At 72.3% G+C, this 21,954-nt stretch carries 17 protein-coding genes; 9 read left to right on the top strand and 8 right to left on the bottom strand.

The genetic code is table 11. The features are described from left to right. Positions 1-46: 46 nt before the first annotated feature. The 7 genes from K8638_RS03100 to K8638_RS03070 all read left to right on the top strand — a co-directional run bounded on the left by K8638_RS03100 (position 47) and on the right by K8638_RS03070 (position 6,709). Complete coding sequence (locus tag K8638_RS03100; RefSeq protein ID WP_223752859.1) at positions 47-1,201, top strand: glycosyltransferase; 1,155 nt, start codon at positions 47-49, stop codon at positions 1,199-1,201. After that, positions 1,198-1,587, top strand: a complete 390-nt coding sequence (locus tag K8638_RS03095; protein ID WP_223752858.1) for a lycopene cyclase domain-containing protein — start codon at positions 1,198-1,200, stop codon at positions 1,585-1,587. The genes K8638_RS03100 and K8638_RS03095 overlap by 4 nt, the downstream gene beginning before the upstream one ends. Beyond that, complete coding sequence (locus K8638_RS03090; protein ID WP_223752857.1) at positions 1,584-1,934, top strand: lycopene cyclase domain-containing protein; 351 nt, start codon at positions 1,584-1,586, stop codon at positions 1,932-1,934. The genes K8638_RS03095 and K8638_RS03090 overlap by 4 nt, the downstream gene beginning before the upstream one ends. After that, positions 1,931-2,608: a lysophospholipid acyltransferase family protein gene (locus K8638_RS03085; RefSeq protein WP_223752856.1), complete on the top strand. Its 678-nt coding sequence runs from the start codon at positions 1,931-1,933 to the stop codon at positions 2,606-2,608. The genes K8638_RS03090 and K8638_RS03085 overlap by 4 nt, the downstream gene beginning before the upstream one ends. Beyond that, the gene (locus K8638_RS03080) at positions 2,605-3,471 is read left to right on the top strand and encodes a MerR family transcriptional regulator (protein WP_223752855.1); all 867 of its coding nucleotides are present in this window, start codon (positions 2,605-2,607) and stop codon (positions 3,469-3,471) included. The genes K8638_RS03085 and K8638_RS03080 overlap by 4 nt, the downstream gene beginning before the upstream one ends. A gap of 18 nt (positions 3,472-3,489) precedes the next feature. Beyond that, positions 3,490-4,386 (top strand): MerR family transcriptional regulator, encoded by an 897-nt coding sequence (locus K8638_RS03075; RefSeq protein ID WP_223752854.1) that lies wholly within the window; start codon positions 3,490-3,492, stop codon positions 4,384-4,386. 97 nt (positions 4,387-4,483) lie between these two features. Then, on the top strand, positions 4,484-6,709 hold the full coding sequence (locus tag K8638_RS03070; protein ID WP_223752853.1) for a tetratricopeptide repeat protein: 2,226 nt from the start codon (positions 4,484-4,486) through the stop codon (positions 6,707-6,709). Here the strand turns inward: K8638_RS03070 and K8638_RS03065 are convergent. The 6 genes from K8638_RS03065 to K8638_RS03040 all read right to left on the bottom strand — a co-directional run bounded on the left by K8638_RS03065 (position 6,678) and on the right by K8638_RS03040 (position 17,157). Continuing rightward, complete coding sequence (locus K8638_RS03065) at positions 6,678-8,210, bottom strand: ADYC domain-containing protein (RefSeq protein ID WP_223752852.1); 1,533 nt, start codon at positions 8,208-8,210, stop codon at positions 6,678-6,680. The genes K8638_RS03070 and K8638_RS03065 overlap by 32 nt on opposite strands. A gap of 143 nt (positions 8,211-8,353) precedes the next feature. Further along, positions 8,354-12,295 carry an SUMF1/EgtB/PvdO family nonheme iron enzyme gene (locus K8638_RS03060; protein WP_223752851.1) on the bottom strand — a complete coding sequence of 1,314 codons (3,942 nt, stop codon included), beginning with the start codon at positions 12,293-12,295 and terminating at the stop codon, positions 8,354-8,356. Beyond that, positions 12,292-14,118 carry a sigma 54-interacting transcriptional regulator gene (locus tag K8638_RS03055; RefSeq protein WP_223752850.1) on the bottom strand — a complete coding sequence of 609 codons (1,827 nt, stop codon included), beginning with the start codon at positions 14,116-14,118 and terminating at the stop codon, positions 12,292-12,294. The genes K8638_RS03060 and K8638_RS03055 overlap by 4 nt, the downstream gene beginning before the upstream one ends. A gap of 95 nt (positions 14,119-14,213) precedes the next feature. Further along, positions 14,214-14,888, bottom strand: a complete 675-nt coding sequence (locus K8638_RS03050; protein ID WP_223752849.1) for a hypothetical protein — start codon at positions 14,886-14,888, stop codon at positions 14,214-14,216. A gap of 5 nt (positions 14,889-14,893) precedes the next feature. After that, positions 14,894-15,406, bottom strand: coding sequence for a hypothetical protein (locus K8638_RS03045; RefSeq protein WP_223752848.1), 513 nt, complete (start codon positions 15,404-15,406; stop codon positions 14,894-14,896). 230 nt (positions 15,407-15,636) lie between these two features. After that, positions 15,637-17,157: a hypothetical protein gene (locus K8638_RS03040; protein WP_223752847.1), complete on the bottom strand. Its 1,521-nt coding sequence runs from the start codon at positions 17,155-17,157 to the stop codon at positions 15,637-15,639. A gap of 311 nt (positions 17,158-17,468) precedes the next feature. Here K8638_RS03040 and K8638_RS03035 point away from each other — a divergent pair, with 311 nt between their 5' ends. Further along, a complete protein-coding gene (locus K8638_RS03035) occupies positions 17,469-18,071 on the top strand; it encodes a hypothetical protein (RefSeq protein ID WP_223752846.1) in 603 nt (200 codons plus the stop codon). A 55-nt stretch (positions 18,072-18,126) separates the two neighbouring features. Then, positions 18,127-18,543 carry a hypothetical protein gene (locus K8638_RS03030; protein WP_223752845.1) on the top strand — a complete coding sequence of 139 codons (417 nt, stop codon included), beginning with the start codon at positions 18,127-18,129 and terminating at the stop codon, positions 18,541-18,543. Positions 18,544-18,578: 35 nt separating this feature from the next. Here the strand turns inward: K8638_RS03030 and K8638_RS03025 are convergent, their stop codons facing one another. Together K8638_RS03025 and K8638_RS03020 are read right to left on the bottom strand one after the other, a co-directional pair. After that, positions 18,579-20,111, bottom strand: coding sequence for a hypothetical protein (locus K8638_RS03025; RefSeq protein WP_223752844.1), 1,533 nt, complete (start codon positions 20,109-20,111; stop codon positions 18,579-18,581). 197 nt (positions 20,112-20,308) lie between these two features. Continuing rightward, entirely contained in the window at positions 20,309-21,748 is a 1,440-nt protein-coding gene (locus tag K8638_RS03020) for a glutamine synthetase family protein (protein ID WP_223752843.1), read from the bottom strand. Between the last annotated feature and the right edge of the window lie 206 nt (positions 21,749-21,954).

Genomic DNA, 21,954 nt, shown 5'->3' with positions numbered 1-21,954 from the left:
TCGGTCATGGCATGGCGCACCTCCGCATTCATGGAGGGCTGGCTCCATGAGCGTCCTCGTCCTTGCCTCCCTCACGTGGGCGGTGCTCGCCACGGGCTTCAGTGGCGTGGCCCTGGCGCGGCTGCTCCGTGCGCGGCCCGCGGCCTCTTCGGCGGGCACGCTGCCACCGGTGCTGCTGCTGCGCCCGGTGGACGCGCCCACGCCGCGCGAGCTGGAGAACCTCGCGGCACCCATCGACTACGCGGGACCGCTGGAGCAGGTCGTGGTGTCTCCGTACCGCCCGCGCCTCGCGCCGGGCGTGCGCTGGCTGCCGAGCGACCCGCTGACGCCCAACCGGAAGGTGGGCCACCTGCTGTACGCGCTGGAGGTGCTCCAGACGCAGGGCCGCGTGGTGCTCGCGGTGGACGCGGACGTGGCGGTGACGGGGGCGCTGGTGGAGGGGCTGGCGGCACCGGTGGCCTCGGGCGCCGCGGCGCTGAGCACGGCGGCGCCGACGCCGGTGGACCCGGGGGACGGAGCCAGCCGCGCCATGACCGGGCTGCTGCGCTACACGCACCACAGCTTCCGCGCGCTCGACGTGATGAGCGCGGGGGCGAAGGCCGTCTGCGGCAAGGCGCTGGGGCTGTCTCCCTCGGCGATGGAGTCACTGAAGGAACTCGCGGACCACATCGGCGAGGACCTGGAACTGTCGAAGCGGCTGCACGCGCGGGGCCTGGACGTGGCGCTGAGCGCGGCACCGGCGGTGGTGCCGGTGGGCGCGGTGGGCTCCTGGTCCACGCCGCTGGCTCGCTTCACACGCTGGATGCAGGTGCTGTCCAGCCACCGTCCCGCGCTGTACCCCACGGTGCCGCTGCTCTTCACCGCCACGCCCCCGCTGGTGTTGCTGGCCGCGGTGATGGGCTCACCCGTACTGGTGGGCGCGGTGAGTCTGCTCGTCGGAGTCCGCACCCTGCTGTCCCTGCGGCTCGCCACGCTCAGCACCGCCGTGAGTCCTGGAGCAGAGGCGCGGCCCACGGCGGTGGACAGGGGGTTGCCGCATGCGCTCACGGACTGGTTGCTGGGGGAAGCGCTGCTGCTGGCGGCCTTCCTGTGCTCGCTGTGGCAGCAGGGCACGGTGACGTGGAGGGGGCACACGTATGCGTTGCGGCCCGGAGGACGAATGGTACGGGTGTGGCCGGAGCTGAGTGGAGGGCCGCGATGACCTACGCGCGATTCCTCGGACTGTTCGTGGTGCTGCCCATCCTCTTCCTGATGTGGCGCTACCGGCGGACCTTCACCGCGTGGAGCCTGGCGCCCATGGGGCTGCTGCTCGTCGTCGTCTACGCGGCCACGTCACCCTGGGACAACCTGGCGGTGAAGTGGGGCCTGTGGGGCTTCGACCCGGAGCGCATCTGGGGCATCAAGCTGGGCTACCTGCCGCTGGAGGAGTACCTCTTCTTCGGCCTCCAGACGCTGCTGGTGGGGCTGTGGGCGAGGGCGCGGCTGGCGCGGGCCCTGGGCACGTCGCCGTCGGCGCAGCGGCCGGAGGCGCGCCCCCCGGAGCGCACCCGCGACGGGAAGCTGACGGCTCGGGAGGCGGCGCCATGATGGAGACGAAGTGGGCCTACCTCATCCACCTGCTGGGCTGGGCGCTGCCGCTCATCGTCTTCCAGCTCGTGGTCCTGGCCCGGCACTACAAGCAGCGCACGGGCGCCGTGCTGAAGGCGGTGCTGCCGCCGGCCTTCATCATGGGCATCTACCTGTCGGTGGCGGACCACCTCGCCATCTCCACGGGCATCTGGAACTTCGGCGAGGGCAAGCACCTGGGCGTGTACCTGGGGCTGGTGCCGCTGGAGGAGGTGCTCTTCTTCCTGCTGACCAGCGTGCTGGTGTCGCTGGGGCTGGCCCTGTTCACCGCGCTGGTGGAGCGGATACGGGAGGTCCGGGCGTCGTGATTCGCGCGGCGAAAGGGGGGCCCTTCGGCTGGTTGCTGGACGCGTACATCGGGCGGAAGTTCCGCTCGGCGTTCCGTGGCCTGTGGGTGCGCGGGACGCTGCCCTCGGACGGCGCGGGGCGGCTCGTGTACCTGAACCACTCCAACTGGTGGGACGGCTTCGTCCTGCACCAGCTCGGCCGGGTGACGGGGTGGGACGGCTATTGCCTCATGGAGGAGGAGAACCTGCGGCGCTACCGCTTCCTCGCGCGCATCGGCGCCTTCAGCATCCGCCGCAAGGACGCGGCGTCGTCGGTGGAGTCGCTGCGCTACGCCAGGGAGCTGCTGCGCCGGCCGCGCGCGGCGCTGTACGTCTTCCCGGAGGGCGAGCACCGCCCCTTCGGCGTGATGCCGCTCCAGTTGGAGCGCGGCGTGGAGCTGCTGGCGCGGGTGTCCAGGGTGGAGTGCCTGCCCATCGGCATCCGCTACGCCTTCTTCGAGCACGAGCTGCCGGACGTGCTGCTGGAGGTGGGCACGCCGCATCCTCCGGGCCCGCTGACGCTCTTCCAGGACGGGCTGGAGTCGGTGGTGAAGCGGCTGGCGGCGGTGACGGCGCTGGAGGGCTTCACGCGCAAGGTGTCCGGAGCGCGGGGCGTGGCGGAGCGCTGGGATGCCGCCCGGGGAATGGCGCGATGACGCTGCGCATCCGCACCATCGCCCGGCTGACGGGCATCCGCGAGGCCACCCTGCGCGCGTGGGAGCGGCGCTACGGCTTCCCGCGCCCGCACCGCTCGGAGGGGAACAACTACCGCGTCTACACGCGCGACGAGGTGGAGGCCATCCGGCGCGTGGCGCGGCTCATCCAGCAGGACGGCCTGTCGGTGAGCGAGGCCATTGCCCAGGTGCGCGCCACACCCCTCAAGGACCTGCCCCAGCCGGAGCGGCTGAACGAGCGCTTCTGGTCCGCCGTCATGGTGCTGGACGGGGAAGAGGTGACGCGCGTGCTGGACGAGGCGCAGGCCGCCATGGACGTGGAGGCGTACTGCGACCGCTTCCTCATGCCCCTGCTGCGGGAGATGGGCGTGCGGCTGGACATCGCGCGCGAGCACCTGGCGTCCGCCTTCATCCGCCAGCGGCTGCGGCAGGTACTGGACTCCGTGGACAGCGGGCCGGAAGGGGCCCGCGCGCTGCTGGCGTGCCCGGCGAAGGACCACCACGAGGGCGGCCTGCTCGCGCTGGGGGTGCACCTCAAGCGCAAGGGCTGGCGGGTGACGCTGCTGGGCGCGGACACTCCGGCGGATGCGCTGAGGACGGCCTGTGTCCAGTTGAAGCCGGACGTGGTGGCGCTGTCCTTCGTGCGCCGGCGCGAGCCGGACGAGTTCCTGGAGGTGCTCGGGGATGCACTGCGGGCCTGCGCGCCCTTTCCCGTCGTGGTAGGAGGGCCCGGCGCACGCGAGCACCTGAAGACGCTATTCACCCTCGGTGCGCAGTACGCGGAGTCCGCGGAAGAGCTCGTCGCCATCTGGAACCAGGTGCGCAACGCCCAGAACCGTCCCTAGTCACCCCACACCCGCGACATGGCCGAGCGCACCTACCGAATCCACATCGCCGCCGAGCTCTCCGGAGTCCGGGTGGAGCTCATCCGCGCCTGGGAGCGGCGCTACGGGGTCCTCATCCCCCAGCGCACGCCGGCCGGCTACCGCGTCTACACGGACCGGGACGTGGCGCTGCTCAAGCGGCTGAAGAAGCTGACGGACGAGGGCGTGGCCATCAGCGAGGCTGCGAAGCTGGTACCCCGGTTGCTGGCGGAGCTGGACTCGGAGCCGGCCCCCGCGCTGGTGGGCACTGTCCCTGGCCAGAACCTGGAGGCGTGGCTGGAGGCGGCGCTGGCCGCGGCCGAGGCGTATGACCAGGCGCGGGTGTCGGCGGTGGTGGACGAGGTGCTGTCGGCGCTGCCGCCACTGAGGGCGTTCGACGGCGTGCTGGCCCCGCTGCAGCGCGAGGTGGGCGAGCGCTGGCACTCGGGGCGGCTGTCGGTGGCGCAGGAGCACCTGGTGACGCAGGTGGTGCGGGCGCGGCTGGTGAGCCTGCTGCACGCGGCGCCTGGGGGTGGGCGCAAGCACGCGGTGCTGGCGTGCTTTCCGGACGAGGAGCACGAGCTGGGGCTGCTGGGCGTGGCGCTGCGGCTGCGCCACTCGGGCTTCCGGGTGACGCTGCTGGGGCAGCGCATGCCGGCCACGGACCTGGGGCGCGCGGTGAGGGAGCTGCGGCCGGACCTGGTGGGCCTGTCGGCGGTGAACAACAAGGGCGCGGAGGTGTTCCAGGACACGCTGGCGCGCGTCATGGACGCGGTGCCCGGGGGCCTGCCCGTCTGGGTGGGTGGCCCCGCGGCGCAGGCCCATCCGGACGTGTGCGTGCGCCTGGGCGCGCGCCTGTTCTCCGACGAGGACGACTGGCTGAGGCTGGTGGAGTAGGGCCCGCTTCGCGCGCGGGGGCACGGCCGGCGGTCCGTGGCCTGCGGGTTGTCCCGTCCGGGAACAATGCCGAGTCTTGGGCAAGAGGGGGGAACCCGTGTTGCCGGCATGGCTGCCCGAGGCGCTCGTCGTGGCGCTGGGAGTCCTCCTGCTTCTCTGGGGGGCGTGGCACCTGGTGGTCGGCGCGTTCCCACGGCTGGGGAGCGGGCTCTACCCGCATGCCCTGGTGGTGCTCGTGCTGGTGGCCGTGCACCTGGGTGCCCTGGTGGGCCTCGTGTGGGGAATCCGATGGCTCTGGAGCGACCCTGAGCGGCACTGGCGGTCCCTGACCGGAGGTGGGCCCGGCGCGATGCTCGCTCCCCTCGACTGGTTATGGCCCTGGTTCCCCACGCTCGTGGTGTTGTTGGGGCTGCTGTTGCTCGCGGCCCGCCACCTCTCGCGCCGCAACTTCCACCTCCTGGCGGCGGGACTGCTGGCCGGCGCCTTCCTCGGCGTGGCGCTGCACGGCGAGCCGGCCTCCGTGCAGCCGCTCCCCGTGGAGCAGGAGGTGGACGACGTCGTCCTCGAGCGTGGCTCGGAGCGGTTCTTCGACCCCATCCTCCACCGGGACGGCAGCCGGCCGGACATGGTCACCCTCATCCTCATGGGGGTGGCGCTCCTGCTGGGCTACGGCTGGCTGGACCGCGTCAACCTGCGGCAGACGCTGCTTCCCATCAAGGTCCACCGCATCGAGGACGTCAGCGGGAATGCCCGGCCGGACCTCGAGCTGCTCATGCGCGAGTGCCTCCACCGCAACACGCCCCACACCCCGGCGCCGTTCCCCGGAGGGGGGCTCGTCTACTGGCAGGACTTCGTGGAGAAGCAGTCCGTCAATGACCAGCACTGGTTCACCCGGCTGGCGGCCATCGCGATGCGGGCCATCCATCCTCCGTCGGGCATGGAGATCTGCGGCACCGTCATCGACAGCAACGAGGGGCGGCCAGGGGGCCCCGTGAAGTTCGGCATCCGCGTCCACATGGTGGACGTCTACACGCGGCAGACGCTGATGGCGCGCACCTTCTGGAGCGACACGAAGCTGGAGCACGCCGTGGAGCAGGGGGCGTACTATGCCGCGGAGCGGGCCATGGAGGAGTGCGGCAAGCTCCCGGAGTGGGCGTACTGGCGGGAGGATGATGCGCTCCTGCGCCGGGAAGGCGGCTCCGCGCTGCGCGAGTACCACGAGGGTGTGCTGCACATCTGCCAGGACGCGGGCGAGCCCGCCGTGGTGGAGAAGGCGAAGGAGCACCTGCAGCGCGCCGCGGAGCGCAGCCCCGGGACGGCGCTGGCCTGGCTCCAGCTCGCGGAGGCGCTGGAGGCGGAAGGGGACTACGTCGGCGCCATCGAAATCTACCTGGAGCTCATCCGCCGCCACCCGCACCTCCTGGTGGCGAAGTACAGGCTGGTCTCCGTCTGCCGCTCGGCGCGAGCCTGGGCGCCCCGGTTGAATGACAAGGCGAAGGCCACCGGGGAGCTGGACCCGTGGACGCGCCTCCAGGTGGCGCTCTCGACGCGGAAGGCGCGGCGCCTGCGCAGGCCCACCCTGCTGTGCCGGGAACAGCGGTGGAGACAGCGCCAGCCGCTGAAGGCCCTCTTCTCCCGCGAGCCGGACCCCCTCATCACCTGGAACACGGGGCGGCTGCAGGACGTGCTGCTCGACATCGCGCTGCGGTGCGCGAAGCAGATGGAGCGCGCGGGCCGCTGGTGGATGCCATTCTGGTGCCTCAAGAGCACCTCGGAGCGCCGGCTCTTCTGGAAGACCCTCATCTGGCCTCCCCGCAGGTACCGGGGGCTCTACCTGTCCACCAAGGCCGCGCGGCTGAACGTCGAGCTGCAGCGGCTGCAGCGGCTTCGGAAGAACCCGCGGTACCCGATGCCCGCCTCATGGAGGCTGCGCCATCGCTGGTGCCTCTTCCGGGTGAGGCTGCTGGACTTCGAGGCGCGGCACGCCATGCGCATCCGCGGGCACTGGCTGGGCGTCACGCACTACAACCTCGCCTGCTTCCACGCGCTGCGCATCGGAGATGGCGTGGACGCGGAGGCGGAGGCCCGGCGCGCCACCTTCCATCTCTCCTGCGCGCTCCGGGACCCCGAGGGCCCCTTCACCGCGAGCACCTGGAAGTGGCTGCTGCGCTACCCGGAGCTCGAGAACCTGCACACCCAGGACGCCTTCCAGGCCTGGGGCCATCTCGCCCTGCGCAAGCCGGACATCCGCGCGGAGCTCCAGGGCAGGCCCGGGGGCTGGGGCCCGGGCCTCACGGGCTCGGCTCCCCACCTGGCCCATTGAGGGCGGAGTCGTTGAAGAGCCGGGCTCCATAGTGCTTCTCCGCCTCCCCGGCGTTGTCGCAGATTTGCGAGCACTTGAGGGGGCCGTAGGGATTCTCCGGGTCCCGGCAGTCATTCTCGATGCCGCCGTCCCTGCCGTAGATGGGCGCGTTGAGGCCCACGCACGGCGCGTTCAGGTGCTGCCAGCGCCAGTGGCTGAGGCACGCGGGGCCGGTGGGCTTCCAGCCCGCCTCGAAGGTCATTCCCACCGAGCCGGCATCCGTGGACGGCGCGGGGGTGATGTTCGGCACCACGCTGTCCCACAGGCGGATGTACGTGCCGTCCTGGGTGTACGAGGTGCCGTCGGCGCAGTAGTCCGCGCGAGCCATCCTCGTGCAGGCATGATGGGCCCTCGTCACATCCCCCGACTGCACCCCGTCCAGCCACGGCTTGTAGCCCCAGCGGTAGCACTTGGCGATGACGCCCGGGTCACATCCCAGCGTGAAGGCCGTGCTGCTGTCCTGCCGGTTCCCCTGCGAGTCGAAGAGTCCCTTCACCGGCACGGCCCAAGCCCAGCCCGCCGTGCCCGCGCTCGGGGCGCACAGCTCCGTGGGCGTCCCATTCGACGGGAGGACGCGCACGCGGTACAGGAAGGTGTCACCGCTCGAATCCCACGGCTCCAGGGAGTCCTCGGGGCTGGGGACACTGTTGGCGTTGACGGCCTCCACCACCTCCAGGTTGTACGCCAGCGTGCCCCCCACGTGGGGCCACAGCGTCGCGCCCACCAGGTCCGTGCCGCGCAATATCTTCGTGGCCGCCGGGAAGAGCCCGCTGCTGGCCGCCAGCGTCACGCTCCACGCCTGTCCGGACGTGTAGGGCGCGGCGAGCACGGTGTAGATGCCGCTGGCGGGACAGATGAACCGGACGCTCGGGCACGACGACAGGCAGGCGGTGACGTCGTCTCCCGAGGCGAGATAGCCGGCGCCGCGGTGCTCGCAGGGCGTCTCTCCCGAGCACACGCGCACCACGGGGTTGCCCGAGCAGCTTCCCGCCTGGCCGCACGCGCCGCTGGTGAGCGTGACGGCACTGCCCGGCGTGCACACGCCGTGGCCTTCCACGGTGAAGCCGCAGCCCCGGTCCACTCCCGAGGCGGCGCGAGACAGGCAGGGCTCGAGGCTCGGCGTGGTGCCGGAGAGCTGCAGCGGCATGTTGGCCACCAGCTCCCCTTGAATCAGCCTCAGCGTGACGCTCCGGTTCGCGCCCTCGCGCTTCACGGTGGCCCCGGAGAAGGACACGGACTGGACGTGCGTGCCGTGGAGCCACGTGCCCTGGGTGTGGAAGCCGTCGCTCCCCGCGGCGAAGGACCGGGCCTCCAGCGGGGACGGAGGCTCGGCCTCCTCCGGGGACACGCCGCAGGCTGCGAGGAGGACGGCACACAGACACGTCGGAAGCAGGCGGAGCATGGGCGTCACGTGGAGGACCTCGTTCTCGTTCTCGTGTGGCAGGCCCGGAGCATCCGGCATGCCACCGAAATCAACGTCCCTGGCGCGAAGTCCTCGGCCGGGCGGGAGTTGCCGGCAGCCCTCGCTGGCAGGGACTGCCGGCAAGGATTGCCGGGAGGCGGCGCGGCGGCTCCTTCCGGACGGCAAGGCTTGCCGTGGTGCCTTCAGGGACGCGGCGTGGCGCACACGCGCAGGCCGATGAGGGCCTCGCGCTGGGTCCGTTCCACCCGGTCACGGTTGGCGGAGTGCGCCGTCAGGTCGCTCTGGTACCAGCTTCCTCCCTGGGCGGAGGGCTTCTCCGGGTCCACGTCGGAGCGCGTCCACTCCCATACGTTGCCGGCCAGGTCGTCCACGCCGAAGGGGCTGCGCGAGCGCGGGTGACTGCCCACCTCGTCCGGTCCGAAGCCGCCGGGCTCCCGGCCGTATGTCACGTCGTGGTTGGCGTCGTCCGGGGCCAGCCAGTCGCCGGAAGGGTAGCGCCGTCCGTCCGCGCCCCTCGCGGCCCGCTCCCACTCCCGCTCCGTGCAGGTGCGCGCGCCGGGCACGCGGCCCGTTTTGTCCAGCCAGGCCACGTACGCCAGCGCGTCGTCGAAGGAGATGGCCGACACGGGGAACCGCAGCCAGTCCTGCACCGCGCGCCGGGCCCGCTTCGTGTAGCGCACCGGCTCTCCGTCCCGCACGCTGTAGTGTCCGGAGGCTGGGCGGAGGTCCAGGCGCCACCGGCCATCCGCCTCCCGTGACAGGTCCACCACACTGGAGCGCAGGCGGGTGCCCGGCATGCGCGCGGCGCGCTCCCCGGGCGGCAGCGTCTCCAGGAAGGCGATGTACTCGGCGAACGTCACCTCGTGCCGGGCAATGAGGTACGCGCCCGTCTCCACCGTGTGCAGCGGCGGCGCGGCGAAGAAGGCCCGGCGCAGGTACTCGTTGTCCGACAGGCCCTGGAGGAAGCGTCCCGGGGGCACGTAGACGAAGCCCTCCGGCACCAGGGACTCCTCCGGGAGCGCCAGCTCCAGCGGCAGGTGCTCACCGGGCCGCAGCAGCACGGGGGCGCGCACGGGGAAGCGGCCCGGAGCCTCCAGCACCAGCAGGTGCGAGCCCGTGGCCAGCTCCACGTCGCGCAGCGGTGTCTCTCCCAGGACGCGGCCCGGGCCCTCCAGGCCGTCCGGCCCGGTGGCCAGCAGCCGCACCCGCGCGCCCGGGGGCGAGCTGATGACGGAGACGCGTGGGGCCGCCTCCAGCCGCTGGCTCCGCCTCCCGGACTCGTCGTACGCCGCCAGCCGCGCCAGCCACTGCGCGCGCTGCTCGGGCTGGCGCCGCCGGGTGGCCCACTCGACGCGCTCCGCGAGCACGTCCGCCAGCGGCTCCTTCACGCGGGCATTGCCCGGGTCCAGGCCCCACGCCGTCTCCAGCGCGGCGAGGGCTCGCAGGGCACTCTCCTCCGCGCCGTGCTCCTCTTCCAGCACGCGGGACCACACCGCCTCGGCGGCCTCGCGCTTCTCCGGCCCGGGCGCGTCGAAGAGGGCGAAGGCCTGGGCGCGCAGGCGCTCGGCCTCGGCGCCTCGCGCATGGGCGGCGTCCCGGTACCGCCGCGCCTCGTCCAGGTGGCCGTTGATGCGTGCGTCGAGCTGCGCGCGAGCCTGCACCCGGGTGACACCCACCGCGGTCAGCAGCACCAGCGGCACCGCGATGGCCACCGCCCACCGCGCGGCGCGGCGGCGGCGCGAGGCCTGTCGTGAGCGGAAGAGGAAGTCCCGCTCGCGAGGCCCCTCGGCGAGCGCTCCCGTGCCCTCGGCCTCGGAGAGCTGACGCTCGCCATAGAGCAGCTCCACGGGCCGGCCCATGCGCTCCCACTCGGCGGCGGCGCGCTCCAGCCGGTGGCGCGCGGCGCGGCGTTGCTCGTCCTGGCCCAGCCACCCGCGCAGCGTGTCCCAGCCCGTCACCAGGCTCTCGTGGGCCAGCGTGTAGACGCCCTCGCCGCCCTCCGCCTCGCCGGCCGTCAGCAGGCGGCCCCGCACCAGCCCGTCCAGCACCGCGCGCCCGGTGGCGTCGCCGGCCCCGCGCAGCAGCTCCTCGCGGGTGCGGCGCAGACGCGTGCCCTCGGGAGTGACGAGCTCCAGCAGCAGCTCCCTCGCGCGCGGGCGCTGCTCCGGCCGCAGCCGCGCCACCACCGCGTCCGCGTGGCGGGCCAGCGCGCCCTCCACGCCTCCGAGCGACTCCAGCGCGGCGGCGGGGATGACGTGGCGCTCCCTGTCCCTCGCCTCCCACAGCGCCTCCAGCGCGAACTGGAGCAGGGGAAGGCCTCCCTCGGCGCGCGCGGCGGAGGTGACGAGGGTGTCCACCAGCGCGGGGGATTCGAAGCGCACGCCCATCGCGCGGGCGGGGCCCTCCACGGCCTCGCGCAGCCCGCGCTCGGACAGGGCCCGCACGAGGTACAGCGCGCGTGGCAGCTCCTCTCCCAGGCCCGGCAGCGCCACCAGCCGGGTGAGGCAGTCGCTGCGCGCGGTGGCGAGGACTCGGACGCGCGGGGCGCGGCGCAGCACCAGGGCCAGCTCCTCGGCGAGCCGCGCGGCCTGGCCGGGCTCGGAGAAGGTCACCAGCTCCTCGAGCTGGTCGAGGAACAGCAGCACGGGCGGGGCGCTCGCGGGCCGGCGGCGCAGGGCGCGCGCCAGGGCTCCGGGCTCCTCCGTGGCCACGCGCGCGAGCAGGGCGTCCGCGCCCTCGTCCAGCACGGGAGCCAGCGCCTCCACCAGCGCCTCCAGCGGGCGGCGCCCGGGAGTGCAGCAGAGGACGAGGCGTGGGGGGCCTCCCTCCTCCAGGCCGGAGCTGGCGGCGATGGGCAGCACGCCCGCGCGGCACAGCGAGGACTTGCCCACGCCGGAGTCGCCCGCGAGCAGGACGAAGGCGTCTCCGCGCAGCCGGTCCATCACCTCGCGCAGCTCGGCCTCGCGGCCGAAGAAGACGCCGCGGTGCTCGGCATCGAAGGCGCGCAGGCCCAGGTACGGGTTTCCAGAGGGCAGGGCGCCTGGCCGCTCTGATGCGGACAGGGCCTCCAGCGCCTCGCGTAGCGCGTCTCCGGACTCGAAGCGCTGGGAGGGCTCCGCGGCGAGGCAGCGGTCCACCACGGCGGCCAGGCCCCGCGGGAGTCCGGGCGCGAGCCCCGCGAGCGGCGGAGGCGGACGCTCCAGCACGGCGTGGCCCAGCGCCTCCATCGGCACGTCATGGTAGGGCGCGGCGCCCGCGCACGATTCGTAGAGGAGCACGCCCAGCGCGTACACGTCGCTCGCGCGGCTGGCGGGCTCACCGCGCCACAGCTCCGGGGCAAGGTAGAGCGGGGTGCCGGCCACGGCCACCCATGGCGCGGGCGCACCGGTGCGGGTGACGTCTCCTCCTGCTTCGGCGGCTCCGCCGTCCAGGGGGCGCGTCGCGCGCGCGGCAGCGGGCGGGGTTCGCTGCACGGCACCGGGAAGAGGCCGCGTCACGAGCGAAGGCGTGTCCGCATCGGAGTGGAGGCCTTGCATGGTGCCGGGCAGGGGGCGCGTGTCCTCCGGCCGAGCCTCCCGCGCCAGCGCCCCGGCGGAGGCCGCTTCCTCCCATCCAGCGGCACCGCCCCCCGCCCACGGCTCCGCCAGCCCGAAGTCGAGCAGCTTCACCTCACCGTCCTCGGAGAGGATGGCGTTGGCCGGCTTGATGTCGCGGTGGAGCACCCCGCGCCGGTGCGCGGCGGCGAGCCCCCGCGCCAGTCCGATGCCCAGCCGCAGCACCTCGCGCCCGTCCATGGGCCGGGGCAGGCGGTCCAGCGTCTCGCCCCGGACCAGCTCGGACACGAGGTAGGGCTGGCCGCGCACCTCGCCCACGCGGTGGATGGCCACCACGTTGGGGTGCTGCAAGCGGGCGATGGCGCGGGCCTCCTGGAAGAAGCGCGCCCGGGCCGCCGCGTCCGGTAGCCGGCCCGCGGGCGTGGCGATGAACTTCACCGCCACGAGCCTGTCCAGCAGCGTGTCCTGGGCCAGGAACACCTGTCCCATGGCCCCGTGCCCCAGGGGTTTCAGCAGCCGGTACTCCTCGAACTCGGGAGGGGGCTGCGTGAGCCCGGGCGCGGAGCTCATCCGGCCGGGGGCCCCTTGCGTCCGGCGCGTGGCTGAAGGCCCAGTTGCTTCAGCTTGAAGGAGAAGGTGCGGATGGGCATGCCAATCAGCGCCGCCGCGCGCGTCTGCACGCCCTCCGCCTCCGCGAGCGCCTCCTGCATGCGGCGGCGCTCCAGCTCCCGAATCTCCTGCGCCAGCGGCACCCGGGGGCGAGGCCCGGCCGGGGGAGCCGGAGCCGGCTCCGGCTCCACCAACGGCTGCGCGCCGGAAGCGGAACCCTTGCGCCCCAGCATCCGCGCCGGAAGGTGGTGCGGCTCCACCACGTCTCCCGTCACGGCCGCGGCGACATAGTCCATCAGGTTGCGCAGCTCGCGCACGTTGCCGGGCCAGCCGTGGCGGGACAGCGCGTGCAGCGTGCCCGCGGCCAGCTCCAGCTCGCGCCGCCCGAGCGCCTGGCAGGCCCGCGCCAGGAAGTCGCGCGCCAGCATGGGCACCTCGCGTGGGCGCTCGCGCAGCGGCGGCAGCAGCACGGTGGCCGCGCCGAGCCGGAAGTAGAGGTCCTCCCGGAAGCGTCCCGCCGCCACCTCCGCCTCCAGGTCCCGGTGCGTGGCGGCGACGATGCGGATGTCGATGGGCCGCTCGCGCACCTCGCCCACGCGGGTGATGCGGCGCACCTCCAGCGCGCGCAGCAGCTTCGCCTGCGCGGACGCGGGTAGCTCGCCCACCTCGTCCAGGAAGACGGTGCCGCCCTGGGCGCTCTCCAGCAGGCCCGCGCGCGCGGTGGTGGCGCCGGTGAAGGCGCCGCGCTCGTGGCCGAACAGCTCGCTCTCCACCAGCCCCTCGGGCAGGGCGGCGCAGTTGACGGCGATGAAGGGCCCGGAGGCGCGCGGCGACCAGTGGTGCACCGCGAACGCGGCGTTCTCCTTGCCCACGCCCGTCTCCCCGCACACCAGCACCGGCAGCTCGCTGGCGGCCAGCCGGCGCAGCAGCGCGTAGAGCTGCGCCATGGCGGGGTCCGCCACCAGCACGGTGCGCTCGCCCAGGGCGAGCCGGGTGATGCCCTCCGCGGCGGAGGCCCACGCCCCCGGAGCGGCCGTCTGCGCGGCGGTGCGCGCGGAGGCCACCAGCGTCTCCACGTCACAGCCGTCCGAGGGACAGGAGGAGATGCCCAGCCGCGCCTTCGGGCACGCGGCCAGCAGCGCCTCCACGCGCTCGCCCAGGCCCTCCTCGCCCGGCTCTCCGGAGACCTCGGGCAGCATCCACAGGAGGTGCGCGCCGTCCAGCCAGCCCGCGGCCTCGGCCGGGCCGGCCTCCGTCGCCAGCAGCGCCTCCACCGCCTCGCGGCCCGCGCCGCCCGGCTCCGGCAGCGCGAGCACCAGCATCGTCAGGGGCCGGCCGTAGCGCAGCGCGCGCTCCACCTCCTCGCGGAGCTGCCCCATCAGCCGCTCCACCTCCAGGGCCCTGCGGGCGGGCGCGGCCCGCGTGCGTGAGCGCACCACCGCCACCACCGCGCCGAAGGAGAGCACGTCTCCGGACAGCACCGGCTGCGCGCTGTCCACGGGCCGGCCGTTGATGGACGTGCCGTTGTGGCTGCCCAGGTCCACCACGCGCGCGCCCTCGTCGGTGAGGAGGAGGCGGGCATGGCGGCGCGACACGCTGTCGTCGCGCAGCCGCAGGTCCGCCTGCTCGTCGCGCCCCACGAGCACCATTCCCTCGTTGGGCAGGGGGAAACGCCAGGAGGAGTCGCCCTCCAGCACCAGCAGGTACGCGGCGCCAGACTCGGACGGCTCCGATGTGGCCCCGAGGGGCCGGGTGTCGCGGGCGCTGGGGTGCGGGACGGACATCGCGCGGCCGTCCATGCTGGCACGCCCGCGACGAGAGGAGCAACCCGGGGGCGGCGTGACGGTGCGCCACGCCCAGGGCTTCGATGAGCGGGCGCTCACGGGCGCAGCGTCAGCGGCAGGCGCTCCCCCGCGCGCGACAGATAGACGCGGGACGTCAACGGGCTACCGTCGGCTGCTGGACGCATCACTGCCTGTCCCTGGAGTCCGCGCACGCGCATCAGCGAGTCCAGCAGCTCCGCCCGTGCCTCCTGCCCTTCGTGCTCCACCTCCAGCACACACACGCGGGTGCGGCACTCCACGCGCGCCAGCCGGGAGCCGGCCAGGTCCGGGCCCTGGAAGGCGCCGCTGACCAGGGCCTCGGTGTTCCGCGCCCACTCCGCGTCCAGGGGCTCCGTGTGGAGGGCGGCTTCCAGCTCGGCGTCCAGCTCGGCCACCCGCGCCTGCCGGGCCTCTTCCGCCGCGGCCCTCTCCGCGTCCCCGGGCCGCGTGGGCTCGGGAGCGGGTGGCGGGCCCTCCGCATTCACGGACCGCGGGGCGGCCCCCTCCACGGATTCCACCTGCCGCGCCAGCCGGCCCTGGCCCTGGCGCAGCGACTCCAACTCCGCGCGGAGCGCCCGCAGCTCGCGCTCCAGCTCCGCGGGGGCCCGGGACTCGGTGGCCACCGGGGGCGCGATGGCCGTTTCCGGCGCATTCCCCCTCAGACTCCACACCCCGGCGGCGGCCACGGCGGCCATGGCCGCGCCCAGGACTCCCCAGCGGACCTGGCGCATGGCGGCTACTCCGTGACGATGAAGCTGGCGAGGACGGAGGAGCGCATCGCGCCGTCGATGGAGACCTGCTTCGGCAGCTCGCAGCGCAGGCTCAGGTAGCCGCCCGGGCCCGCGTACACCGAGGGCAGGTTCATCGAGAGGGTCCGGTGGGTGTCGTAGTCCCCGCTGTTCGCCGGGGTGCACGTCCGGGCCGTGGCGAGGTAGGTGCCATCCGCCTCCGACACGGCGGCGGTGCAGCAGACGTCATCCGTGATGCTCGGGTCCAGCACCGTGGCGGTGATGGTCATGTCCTCGGTGTAGTAGGGGACGTTGGTGATGTTGCGCTGGATGGGGCAGACGACCTCCATGTCGGAGCCCGTCTGGTTGATGAGGCGGCCGCTGCGGAAGATGGTCGGCGTGCCCGACACGGCGGCGCACAGCGCGCCCGCGTAGGTCGCCGTACCGGCGGCGGCGGGAAGGGCGCCCAGCAGCGCGAGGGCGACAACGGACTTCGACACGAACCCGTGCGTCTTCTTCATGGGATGTTCCTGGTCAGCGCATCGTCCAGCGGATGCCGTGTCATACGGCCCGGGGATGCGTGCGCGGACCGGTAGAGCAACCCCGGTGCCAGCCGCGAATCGCGCGTGCTCCCGGCGGGAAGGCGCGCGGACCGGCGGAGATTGCCGCTCCGGGCGCTGCCGGGCCCGGCAAGGATTGCCAGCCCCGGCAGGGCTTGCCGGCTCCGGTGCTCGCGGTGGCTCCCCTGGGGCTACTTCGCGGCGCCCGGGGCCGCGCTGCTGGCGGTGGCGCTGGCCTGCAGCGCCGGAGGTGACGCGCTCAGCTCACCCACGTAGAGCCGCCCGTGGAAGCCTTCCTCGATGGGCTGGGGGAAGAGCGTCACACCGGAGGGCATGGTGGAGAACTGCCGCGCCGCATCCGTGGGGCTGATGGCGAACAGGTTGCACTCCACGTCCTCCCAGACGCTGTAGCGGCAGGAGAACTGGGTGCCCCGCTGGAAGCCCACGTCCAGCGCCTTCACCGACGGCAGCGCCCGGGCCAGCCGCATGCCGAGCGGCTCGAAGTCACCGTCCCGGCCCGCGCTCGTCGTGCGCACGTGCGCGCCGCCGGCCAGTACCAGCAGCCACGCGTCAGGGTGCTGCTTCCGGTACTCCAGCAGGTGCCGGGCCATGTGCTCCTCGCGCTCGTTGCCCGAGGTCTTCTCGGCATCGAAGGCCACCAGGGACACCGCGCGTCCGGAGGTCCGCAGCCTGCGGGCCTGCTCCACCAGCCAGAGCATGGCGCGGCTGCTGCGCCCGTCCTGGTGCACGCGGCGCCAGAAGGAGCTGCCGCTCAGCAGCTCCTGCGCGTCCTGCGAGGAGCCCGCGCTGGCCATGTACGTGTCGAGCAGCGGCTGCTCGGTGGAGGGCAGCGACAGGGCCAGCGTCACCGGCAGGCCCTTGGAGGAGGCCTCGCACAGCATCCGCAGCGCGGCCGAGGGCAGCTCGCGCGTACCCAGCGGGTCGGCCAGCAGCAGGGTGTGGCCCTTCGCCATCAGCGGGGCCGCGCCGTCCACGGGCGTGCCGCACTCGGCCACGGGGGCTTGTGCTCCGTCCACGGCCTCCGTCCAACCTTCGAGCACGACGGAGCGGGCCGGGACGGAGGTATTGCCGCCGACCAGCTCCAGCGAGGGCACCATCTCCAGCCGCTCCAGCAGCGTGCGTTCGATGCCGAGGTCCCGGATGCCGCGCACGAACCGGAAGCGCTCCAGCTCTGGTGCATTCTGGAAGGGGTCGTCCAGGTCCGTCAGGTCCGCCCCCTCGAGGGTGGACGCGGTCTTGAAGGTCTTGTTGGCGTCGAAGGGATGGATGGCGTTCGCGGCGTTCACCTCTCCGGCGCGGCTGCCGGCGGCGCGGACGGGGACCTCCACCGTGTCCTCCATCTCGTGGTACCTGAGCCGGAAGACGCGGACGATGGACTGGCGCGGCGCCACCCGCTCGCCCTTGATGTAGTAGCGCTCGAAGGCGCGGGCGCCGGGCTCGTTCTTCCCGGGCTCGTGGGCGGAGGTGAACAGCTCCAGCCCGCCCTCCCGCTCCATCACGTCGTAGCGCTGCTCCTGGAGGATGCGCCCCGCCAGCATCATCGCCTCCTCGACGGGCGCCAGGTACACCGTCTCCTCTTTCGGGAGCTCGTACTTTCCGGTCTCCGGGTCGGGGACCGCTCCCAGGTCCCGGGACAGGGCCGCGCAGCCCGTCGTGCATACCAGTCCCAGCCAAAGCGCATACCGACGCATCGAATCCTCCGGGGTGTCGGGGCAGGGCAACGCTCCGGTGTCCCGCCGCATATCGAGCGCGACGCACTGTTCACGACCTCAGAAGTCCAATTCCTGGCCCTCCGCGGCGCGGCTGTGAGAAGCTCCGCCACCTACCTGCTGGGTGGGTTTTGACAAGCCGCTTTACATCCAATCCCCATCAATGGCGGAGCTTTACTCTTCTGCTGGAATCCGTGCCGGATTTCTGGGAAAACCAGCCTTGTTCTGTCGTCGCGCGTAACCTAGATAGCCAGAACAGCATGAATTCCTATTTGTCCGGATGGAGCGCGTTCATGGGGCTCTGGCTCGTGGCATGTGCCAGCACCCCGAGCGGGCCCGTCGAAGGCGCGGACTACGGCTACCGCAACGGCGACATCTGGGTGCGAGGCCCCTGGGAGGCCATCTCACCGTCCCCGGACGTGGATGCGGTCATCGACCAGCTCTGCCCCGCCGTCATGCGGCTCCCGCGCGCGCAGGGGCGGGAGTACGGGCAGGAGTACTGCGGGGCCATCTACTCGCTGGGGGATGGCACCTACCACGCCAGCCTTCCGTCCCCGCTGGGGCCCATCCTCAAGGGCACGCCGGAGCCGGTGAAGGCCTGCTTCGTGCCGCGCTACGTGGACGACTCACGCGGCACGGCGCGAGTCCTCGCGGATTACCACAGCCACCCGTGGGCGGACTCGCGCATGTCCCGGCGGGACATGGTCGAGGCACGCCAGCGCTGGCTCATTCGTGTCCAGTTCGACACGAAGTGCCGGGTCATGAAGCTGGTGCCCTACGTCGGCGAGTCACGCCCAGGGGAAGTGTACGAGCGGCGCGGCGGGCACTGGGCCCTTGTTGGCATCATCAAACCCGAGCACAAGGCCGCCGGTTACGTCACCCCCGTCGGTGACTAGGGCCTCGAACGTCATGCGCGCGCGAAACCTGCTTACGCTCCGACCTGGAAACACCATGAAGCGCGGCCTGCTTCTCCCCCTGTGCCTGCTGTTGCCGGCGTGCGCGCTGTTCCAGCGCTCCTCACGCCCCCCACGCGCTTCGCCCGAGGAAGCGGCGCGCGTCCAGTTCCCCCTGACGCTGCCGGCCGATTCAACGACGCTTTCGGCGGAGCGGGTGACGGCCATGCAGCTCGCGCTGGATGACTTCCTCCCCCTGGACGTGAAGCCGCACAAGGGAGCGACCGCCATGGAGCTCTGCCTCTATCAGCGTGAGTCCTACGACGTGGCGGCCTCGCCCGGGCCCGAGGGCATCACCTTCGTCGAGGTCTCGCTCCGGCCCGGCACGTGCGAGAAGCAGAACATCATCCTGGACATGGGGGCGACCTACGCCATCGACGTGCCAGGGCGGCGCATCCTCGCGCGCAAGCAATAGCGGGCGTCTCGCGGACGCCCGCCTCGTCCCGCGGCCTACTGCGCGGTCCGGGGCGCCGTCCCGGCGCTGGCGCTGGCGGTGCCGGCCCCGGCCTGCAGCGCCGGGGGAGAGGCGCTCAGCGCGCCCACGTAGAGCCGCCCGTGGAAGCCCTCTTCGAGCGGCTGCGGGAAGAGCTGCACGCCCGCGGAGACGGTCGACGCCTGCCGGGCCTGCTTCGTGGGGCTGATGGCGAAGACATCGCACTCCACCGCGTCCCAGACATTGTAGCGGCAGGAGAACTGGGTGCCCCGCTGGAAGCCCACGTCCAGCGCCTTCACCGACGGCAGCGCCTTCGCCAGCCTCATGCCGAGCGGCTCGAAGTCACCGTCCCGGCCCGCGTTCGTGGTGCGCACGTGCGCGCCACCCGCCAGCACCACCATGAAGGTATCGGCGTTCCTGCTCCGGTACTCCAGCAGGTGCTGGGCCATCTGCGCTTCGCGCTCGTTGCCATGGCCCTTGTCCGTGTCGAAGGCCACCAGGGACACCGCGCGTCCGGAGGCCCGCAGCCTGCGGGCCTGCTCCACCAGCCAGAGCATGGCGCGGCTGCTACGTCCGTCCTGATGAACCCGGCGCCAGAAGGAGCTGCCGCTCAGCAGCTCCTGTGCGTCTTGCGAGGAGCCCGCGCTGGCCATGTACGTGTCGAGCAGCGGCTGCTCGGTGGAGGGCAGCGACAGGGCCAGCGTCACCGGCAGGCCCTTCGAGGAGGCCTCGCACAGCATCCGCAGCGCGGCCGAGGGCAGCTCACGCGTGCCCAGCGGGTCGGCCAGCAGCAGGGTATGGCCCTGTGCCATCAGCGGCGCGGTCCCGTCCACGGGAGTGCCGCACTCGGCCTCGGGCACCTGTGCCCCCTCCACGGCCTCCGTCCAACCTTCGAGTACGACGGAGCGGGCCGGGACGGAGGTATTGCCGCCGACCAGCTCCAGCGAGGGCACCATCTCCAGCCGCTCCAGCAGCGTGCGCTCGATGCCGAGGTCCCGGTTGCCGCGTACGAGCTGGAAGCGCTCCAGCTCCGGTGCATCCTGGAAGGGGTCATCCAGGTCCATCAGCCGCTGCCCCTGCATGTTGGGCGCGGTCTTGAAGGTCTTGTTGGCGTCGAAGGGGTGGGTCTCCTCGTCGAGGAACCGCTTCCTCATGTGCGACGCCGTCATGGCGGTGCCGATCTCCACCTCCCGCTCCATCTCGTTGTAGCTGAGGCGGAAGATGCGGACGAGCGTCTGACGGGGGCCCAGCCGCTGGCCCTTGATGTAGTAGCGCTCCAGGGTGCGCAGGCCGCGCTGGTTGTTCCCGGGCTCGTGGGCGGAGGTGAACATCTCCAGCCCGCCCTCCTTCTCCAGCACGTCGTAGCGCTGCTCCTCGAGGATGCGCCGGGCCATCATCATCGCGTCCTCGGCGGGCACCAGGTACACGGTCTCCTGCTTGGGCGTCTCGTACTCGCCGGTCTCCGGGTCGGGCTCCGCCCCGAGGTTCCGTGTCAGGCTCGCGCAGCCCGTCGTGCACAGTAGACCCATCACCATTGCGTACCGGCGCATCGCATCCTCCGTGGAGCCCGGGCAGGCCGCTTTTCGTATGCACGGCCCGGTCCACCCACCGCAACGCTCGGGAGTCCGAGTCATATCGGCGTGGACACTCCGGTGGGTTGGTGCGCGGGGTGGGTCTGTAATGAACTCCTACCCCTGTGCCTCGCGAGGCCCCGGGTGAGGGCCGGGGCCTCGCGGGAGGCCGGAGCCTAGAACTGGCTCCAGAGGTACTGGTTGGTGATTTCGTGGTGGAACTGGATTTCCGAGGCCTTCACGCGCGTGCCGAGCTGCTTCGGGCAGCGCTCGGCGGAGCCCGTCTTCAGCTCCGCGAACTTGCCCTGCACGTTCTCACCGAGGATGGAGGCGACGAACGTGCTGCCCTTGAAGAGGCGGATGGCGTCGAAGATGTTGTCCGGCAGGAAGCGGGTGCGGCTGCGCTTGGTCTCCGCGTCCTCCTGCGGCTGCGGGCCTTCCAGGCCGGTGCGCAGCAGGGTGTAGAGCACCAGGTACGGGTTGGCGTCCGGGGCCACCGAGCGGCACTCGACGCGCGCGCTGCGCTCGTTGCCGTAGGGGATGCGCACCATGGCGCCGCGGTTGTTGGCGCTGGCCTTGATTTGGTTGGGCGCCTCGAAGTGCGGGTCCAGCCGGCGGTACGCGTTGACGCTGGAGTTGAGCACCAGGCAGATGTCGTTCGCGTTGGTGAGGAGCCGGTCGATGAAGTCCCAGCCCATCTGGCTGAGGCCGTCCTGGCCGCCCTTCTCGTAGAAGAGGTTCTTGCCGCCCTTGGACAGCGACATGTTCATGTGCATGCCGTTGCCGTTGACGCCCGTCACCGGCTTCGGGAGGAAGCTGGCGGTGGTGTCCATCTGCGCGGCGACCTGGCGGCACAGCAGCTTGTAGAGCTGGATCTGGTCGGCGGAGATGAGCGCCTCGCTGTACGAGAAGTTCATCTCGAACTGGCTGGGGGCCACCTCGGGGTGGTCCTTCTCGTTCTGGAAGCCCATGGCGCGCTGGGCCTCGGCGGCCTTGTCGATGAAGGCGCGCAGCGGGTCGCCGGGCAGCGAGTGGTAGTAGCCGCCGGTGGAGATGAACTCGAACTTGCCCGTCTCGTGGTAGTGGCGCTCGGCGTCACGGCCCTTGAAGAGGAAGCCCTCGACCTCGGGCGCCGTGTGGAACACGGTGCCGTCCTTCTGGTACATGGCCTCGGTGATGCGCTTGAGCTGGCCGCGCATGTCGGCGTGGTACGGCGTGCCGTCGCGCTCCAGCACCTCGCTGAACACCAGCACCTTGCCGGGGCCGAAGATGTCGGAGGGCAGCCAGTAGAAGGAGCCCCAGTCCACGTTCAGGCGCAGGTCGCTCTCCGCCTGCTGCGAGAAGCCGCGGATGGACGAGCCGTCGAAGGTGAGGTTGTCGGCGCTCTTGAGGAGGAACTTCTTGTCGTAGTCCAGCATGTGCAGCCGACCCTCGAGGTCGGTGAAGCACACCGTGACGGCCTTCAGGTTGCGCTCGTCGGTGAGGTACTTGAGGCGCTCCTCACGGACCTTGTCCGCCGACTCGTGCTTGAGGCGCTGCTCCTTCACGCGGAGGTTGCGCTCCTCCAGCTCGTCGTAGGGAATCTCCAGGAACGTCCGCAGGCCCTTCGTCTCCATGTCCGTGCCTCCCAGGCCGGGTTCCACGCCGTCAACGCGGCGGGTCAACTCCGTGGGGGCAGGTATTTACATTTCAGGTTCTGAAATCAAGCCTAAATTTTCTGACAGGAAGCCTAAAAACGTGGGGATACAAAGCTTGGAGCCCGCTTGCGAACAGTCCGGAAGGCCAGGAGTCGGGCCGGAGTGTCGGACCGTGGACAATGGGC

The sequence above is a fragment of the Myxococcus sp. RHSTA-1-4 genome, from assembly GCF_020037125.1.
GTDB lineage: Bacteria > Myxococcota > Myxococcia > Myxococcales > Myxococcaceae > Myxococcus.
Note: the sequence above shows the minus strand (reverse complement) of the source record. Positions and strands in the feature narration are given on the sequence as shown.